Below are 5,046 nucleotides of genomic sequence, written 5' to 3' on the forward strand. Positions count from 1 at the left end.
GTGTCCCTTAGAGAAAGACTGATTGAAAATTCACAGGTGCCAAGATGGACACGACAATCGTCTCCGACGCAACGGTTGCTCCCGGCGGTAGTGCCGTTCTCTTTGAGCTGGCCGCCCGTGGGCGGGTAGTGCAATGTTCAATTGGGCGTGACGCGCTCGAGCAATACTTCTGGCTCCCCAAAGGCGCAAGCGAAGTCAGGTTGCTCAAGGCATTCGGCGACGGACAGAAACGTATTATGGCCATCGCGGAGCGCAAGGCACTTAGATTCGCAGTCGATGCCATCGAGCTAAAGGCAAATGATTTCGAACGCTGATCCATATGAAGATCCAGATCTCCGGCCGGCAGTGCCCAGGTCGGATCACCTGATACGTCGACCATGCGCTTGTTGCGTGTGATCGTGCAAAGTCGGTGCAAACATGAAACCCGCCAGAAGGCGGGTTTTTTTTGCTGAACGCGATAGCACTCGCAGGGCCTCACTGACTGTCCAGCACGCGTCGGAGCACGCGGCACGGAAACACTGCGTCAGGCCTCACTCATTTTCGCTTCTCCTGGCTCGTCGCATTATCGCCGCGTGAGTCAGCTTGAACCGCGGGAACCCGCAGCGAGTCAATCGGATGAAATATCAGACTAAGCACATACTTAAAAACAAAAAGCGATCGCCCTCCGCCCGTTCGCCAAGTCTAGGTATTTCCCCGTGCGTGCCCACCAAACGAATAAATGCGCCGGAACTAAGGCCCGTTTTATGGCAGGCGTACGAAGTTCTTACCGAACATTAGTCCGAGCCTGAAGAAAACCCATTATTCAAGTGTGGAAATAAGGCGAAGCCAGCTAAAGAATTCACGAGATCGCGCCGATAAATATTTAGACGCTTGCCGGCCTGAGTTCCCATCCAGGTACGACGGTTTATAAAACGAGGCAACGACCCCATGAAACTTTCCGGCGACGCATTCAGGACAATGTGCCGACGCTATCGAACCGCTTGGCTTTCTGCCGTGGTCGGCCTTGCAGCATTGGGCCTGTTGAGCGCGATTGCGCTCCAGATTTTGTCGGCTCACAGGAACGCCGATGCGAGGCTCGCGCATGCCTTGCGCATAAAGAGCGACGTCGAAACGCTGCAAGCCGTGCACGTCGATGCGAACTCAGATTTCCTGAAAGGCTTGGGCACGAGTTTGGCGGCGTCCTATGCGTGGCCAGTTTCGCGAGTCGGTGCGGCAGTTCGTGGCTACGACGATCTCGAGCAGGCCTATGCCGGCGACCCGGCAAGCGCGAAGGTCGTGCGACATTTGCGCGACGCGACCGCTCAGTGGGCATGGCGCCTGGAAGGCGTGACGGCCGGCGCATCGCGTCGCGGCCCGGCGATCGAAATCGACAGTGTCGCGCTCCTGGCGGCGAACGAAATGCTAAGCGAGATCGCGCATGCCCTGGCCGCGTTGCGCATGGCGCAGGACAACTTTCTACGCGACAGCGGTAATGAAGCGGCCCAAAGAATGGCGTCCGAGCAGACCATCCTTGCGATCGCCGCCACCGCTTCAATTTTGCTTCTCATCTATGGCTTCATCGCAAATCACCGTGCCGGGCTTGCACGCGCGAAGGTGCGAATCGTAGCAGAAGAGGCGGAAATTCGTTTCCGGGAGTACTTCGAAAATCATCCGCTCGCGATGATGATCTACGACGTCAAGTCCCTTCGCGTGCTCGCGGGCAACGAGGCGGCGGCAGAGCAATATGGCTACACCCGCGCCGAGTTGACCACGCTAACCGTGACGTCGCTGCGGGCACCCGAAGAAATCGCGCCGTTTCTCGCGGACCTGGCGAGCTTCAAAGCGCGGTCTTCCGGTAGCGGCTCGGCAGGCGTGCGCCGTCACATGCATCGCGATGGAACGCCAATACTCGTCCAAGTCTCCTTTCATTTCCTGAAGTATGGCAACCGCGATGCGTGCTTCATCGTGGCGATCGACGTTACGGCGCATGAGCATGCTGAACGCGCGCTACGGAAGTCCAAGCGAATGCTGCAGACGGTTATCGACACCGTGCCGCATCGGATATTCTGGAAGGACAGCGAGTCACACTACGTGGGCTGCAATCGCGCGTTCGCGCAAGATGTAGGTCTGGCTGATGTCGCCCAGGTCGTTGGCATGACTGACGATCAGATGCCGTGGCACGAAGACGCAGGCCAGGTCCGGGCGCTCGATGCGCAGGTCATTCAAAGCGGTATCGCGCTTTGCGGGCATGAAGAGCATCGGCAGTTGCTGGAGGGCGAGAAGCGGTGGCTTCGGGAAACAAGAGTGGCGCTCGAGGACCCGCAGGAGCGTGCAGTCGGTGTATTGACGCTTTACGAGGATGTCTCCGGACGCAAGGATTCAGAGTTGGCCTTGCGCCTGCGTAGCCGCGCCCTCGACGCGATTGTCAACGCGGTATTGATCACGCGTCCGGGAAAGGCGGGGAACGTGATCGAGTACGCGAATCCGGCATTCGAGCGAATCACGGGTTATCGGTACGAGGACGTGGTGGGTTGTGACTGCAAGTTCCTGCAGGCGAATGATCGGAATCAGGCCGGTATCGACAAGATCAGGGAGGCCATTCGCGAAGAGCGTGAAGTCACGACCTTGCTGCGCAACTACCGCAACGACGGCTCGCTGTTCTGGAACCAGCTCTACATAGCGCCGGTGCCAGATGAACACGGCACGGTCACCCATCACATCAGCGTGATCAACGACGTGTCGGAAGTCGTTCAGTCGCACAACGAACTTCGAAGTCAGGCGAGATTCGATGCACTGACATCGCTTCCCAATCGCATCACCTTGGGTGAACGTCTTCAGCAGGCCATCGAACACGCTGCGTCAAACAGGTCTCGCGTGGCCCTGGTGTTCATGGATGTCGATCACTTCAAGGACGTCAACGATAGTCTCGGCCATAGCGCCGGGGATCGCTTGCTGCGGGAAGTGGCCACGCGTCTGGCTGCGTGCATCGGGCCCCAGGACACGATAGCGCGCTATGGCGGCGACGAATTCGTGCTGGTCGTGTCCGAGTCGCGCGAGGATGACCGGCTCGACAACATCCTCGCGCAAGTTCAGGCCGTGCTGGAGCGGCCGGTCGTTCTTGACGACATCGACTTGCAAGTTGAATTCAGCGTTGGCGTCGCGCACTACCCGGAGCACGCGGGGGATGCGGAGACCTTGCTCAAGAACGCCGACCTGGCAATGTATGGCGCGAAGAAGAATGGCCGCAACAGCGTCCAACGGTTCGTGCCGGCGCTTGCCCAGGCTGCCGAGGAACGCATTGCGTTGTCGCGGCGCATGCGGCTTGCGCTGAAAAACGGCGACTTCAGCGTGCACTATCAGCCGCAGATCGACCTGCGCACCAATCGGGTTACAGGCGTCGAAGCCTTGTTGCGATGGGTTGACCCGGAGTTTGGCGCTATCAGCCCGGCGTCGTTCATCCCGATTGCCGAAGAGAACGGCTTGATCGGTCCGATCGGCGAGTGGGTGCTTAACGAGGCCTGCACACAGGCCAAGATGTGGGAAAGAAAATTGCCGGACGTACGGATGTCGGTCAACGTTTCGCCCCGGCAATTCGGCCATGGCGATCTTCTCGAACTGGTGGAACGTGCGTTGGCGATGTCACAGCTATCCCCGTCGAAACTTGAACTGGAGATCACGGAAGGCGCGTTGATGACCTATGGCGCATTGCCGACGTTGCAGGCCGTGCGCAAGCTGGGAGTGGGCATCGCGATCGACGACTTCGGAACAGGCTATTCCAGCCTTGGCTATGTGCGGAACTTCCATGCCGACCGGCTGAAACTGGACATGTCGTTCGTGCGGGGAATTGGGGTGAGCCGCGAGGACGAGGCCATTACGCGCGCGATCCTGGCACTGGGGCGCACGCTTCAGTTCGAGGTGGTCGCGGAGGGCGTTGAAACAGCGGAACAGTTGACTTTCCTGGCGCTGGAAAATTGCAGCACGATCCAGGGTTATTACTTCGCGCATCCGATGACCGCATCGGTGGCCCAGGCGTTTATCGAGCAATACAACATGGGTGAGAGAGTGGGTGAGGAAGCCGGATTGCCCGTCTTGCAAGATATGCGATGAAGACAATCGTCGATCACCTCGCGAAGTACGCCAATGAGCTAAAACGACGGCCACTCAAGAGCCTCATTTCAAGTGCACGGACCCGATAAGGTCCGACAGCCCAAGCCAGAAGATCTGCACGCCGATGCAAAAAATCACGAAGGCAAAGAGCCGCATCGCAACCTGCGTTCCGACCACGCCAAGCAGCCTCTCCAGATGGCCGGCAAATCGCACGCACACGTAAATGCTCGCGCACAAAATCATGAGCGCGACCGACACGCCGACTAGATGAATGGGCGACAGTCCCGCTTTCGGCGATCCCGTCCCGAGCGCAATCGCAACGGCGATGCTGCCGGGTCCGACAGTGACGGGCAGCGTGAGCGGATAGAACGCCTTGGCGCGCAGCGAAGCCGGCCGATCGTGCGCGGGACCCGCCTGAACCGCCTCCCCGTCAGGGTCCTCGTCGTCATCTGGGGTTTGCAACAGGTTCCAACCCGCCTTGGCAATAATCAGCCCGCCCGCCACGCGCAACACGGGAATCGAAATACCGAAGAAAGAAAGTACGTACGCGCCAATGAGGAGCGACGCGAGCAGGATCACGAAGCTGTTGATCGCGATGCGTCGTGCCATCTCCGCCCGCTCGTCTAGCGACGCGTGCGGGACCAGGCTTAGCACGATGAACGCTGCGGCAGGCGGATTGATGATCGGAAACAGACTGGCTACGATCACCAACACTGTTTTAGTAAATTCTTGCAGCATGAATGACGTGTCCTGATTCTTTTTGATTTTTAGGTGCCGCCGCGTTTGTACGCCCACCGATAATGATAGTAGTGTTTCATTGCTTCATCCCCGGAAAAGGTAGGGCTTGGGCACGCATCCGGCCTGACCGTAATCTCAAATCCGGTCGGGTGGAACGTTTTTTGCTATTCGGTAGCCGGCGCAGAAACAGGATACAGCATCCCAAGTAAGCGTCTTCGCGCT

Annotated in this window: 3 protein-coding genes; 2 read left to right on the forward strand and 1 reads right to left on the reverse strand. The window is 58.6% G+C overall.

Annotation, left to right across the window (positions count from 1 at the left end):
• Nucleotides 1-44 precede the first annotated feature (44 nt).
• A complete protein-coding gene (locus tag WCA53_RS14600; protein ID WP_423911432.1) occupies nt 45-314 on the forward strand; it encodes a DUF1488 family protein in 270 nt (89 codons plus the stop codon).
• Between the two features lie 613 nt (nt 315-927).
• Complete coding sequence (locus WCA53_RS14605; protein WP_423911434.1) at nt 928-4,086, forward strand: sensor domain-containing protein; 3,159 nt, start codon at nt 928-930, stop codon at nt 4,084-4,086.
• 63 nt (nt 4,087-4,149) lie between these two features.
• Here the strand turns inward: WCA53_RS14605 and WCA53_RS14610 are convergent, their stop codons facing one another.
• Nucleotides 4,150-4,824 (reverse strand): MarC family protein, encoded by a 675-nt coding sequence (locus tag WCA53_RS14610; RefSeq protein ID WP_423911437.1) that lies wholly within the window; start codon nt 4,822-4,824, stop codon nt 4,150-4,152.
• Between the last annotated feature and the right edge of the window lie 222 nt (nt 4,825-5,046).

Source organism: Caballeronia sp., from assembly GCF_049581465.1.
Lineage (GTDB): Bacteria > Pseudomonadota > Gammaproteobacteria > Burkholderiales > Burkholderiaceae > Caballeronia.

Coding starts and splice junctions, on each gene's coding strand:
- WCA53_RS14600 (WP_423911432.1), top strand. CDS start 45: ATGGACACGACAATCGTCTCCGACGCAACGGTTGCTCCCGGCGGTAGT.
- WCA53_RS14605 (WP_423911434.1), top strand. CDS start 928: ATGAAACTTTCCGGCGACGCATTCAGGACAATGTGCCGACGCTATCGA.
- WCA53_RS14610 (WP_423911437.1), bottom strand. CDS start 4,824: ATGCTGCAAGAATTTACTAAAACAGTGTTGGTGATCGTAGCCAGTCTG.